Origin of the sequence: Corynebacterium sp. HMSC067D03, from assembly GCF_001811185.1 — a bacterium.
GTDB lineage: Bacteria > Actinomycetota > Actinomycetes > Mycobacteriales > Mycobacteriaceae > Corynebacterium > Corynebacterium coyleae.
In genome coordinates, this window is record NZ_KV803817.1 from 1 (window position 1) to 1044 (window position 1044).

Below are 1044 nucleotides of genomic sequence, written 5' to 3' on the forward strand. Positions count from 1 at the left end.
CGCCGCAGGTCAGCGCGTACAGATGGGTGTACGCTATACACACATTAGGACCTTAAGGCATAGCTGCAGCTACTTTCGCCTTACTACCCATGAAGATAGTTGGAAGGAAGTTGAGTGATATTCATGACTGGTTCAAGTTATCGATCAAGAGTATTTGGATATAATTTTAGTCGGATCGTACTTATCTTCGCAGTACTCTTATTGTGTGTCTACTTCTTGACCAGAAGAGATCAAACCGCCTTTATCACATGCGGTCTTTTAGTGTCTCTGGCAATTTTCTTTAATGTCGGGGTGTTGCTGAATGATGAAATCCTTCGGATTTCAGTTCTTGGCATTCCAGTTAGCAACGTTCGTTTGGAATCTCTGAAGGGGGCGGAGATCCTTCCCTCGGGCCCCATACTCGAATCCCAAACGTTTGGGGTTCACTTCCTGGATGGCACTATTTCATTCCATGCCGGTTCTGCAAATATCCTCCTACACCGCAATATCGGAAGACCCATTCGCTTGACGGTTAAAGACCCAGAGGAATTTTTACACCTCCTAGCGGAGAACTCCGCTATTCGACCCGCTTCTCACAGTTAAGCCCCCGGTGCCGACACAACTGGCAACCAAAAGCATACCTCGAAGAGCTACTCACTCAAGCATCACCCGATCTGACGCGTCAGATGCTCGGTGATTTCATCAACCAAATTCTATCTTCCCAAGACGATACTGTCGGCAGCGCTGACTACGGCACCACCAGCGACAACCGCGTCAACCACCGCAACGGCTACCGCCACCGACTACTGGATACACGGGTCAGCACCGTCGATGTGGCTATCCCGAAACTACGCCACGGTTCCTTCTTGTCTGACTGGCTGTTAGAACGACGAACCCGTAGCGAACGTGCCATGTAGATAAGCCTCTGGGCACTAAAGTACCCAGAGTGAAGTGCCCCGGGTTTTGTTCCTAGGCGTTTGCCTTGATTTCTATTATTTCCTGGGGTGGGTTCTGCTTCCAAAATTCGGTTTCGACCTCGACCGGGGTTCGGTATCCCAAGCTTTG

The 1044-nt window shown here is 49.8% G+C and carries 1 pseudogene; it reads left to right on the forward strand.

The annotated features are described in order from the left end of the window. Nucleotides 1-608 precede the first annotated feature (608 nt). Nucleotides 609-893, forward strand: a pseudogene (locus HMPREF2785_RS11565) (transposase); the annotation flags it as partial. Between the last annotated feature and the right edge of the window lie 151 nt (nucleotides 894-1044).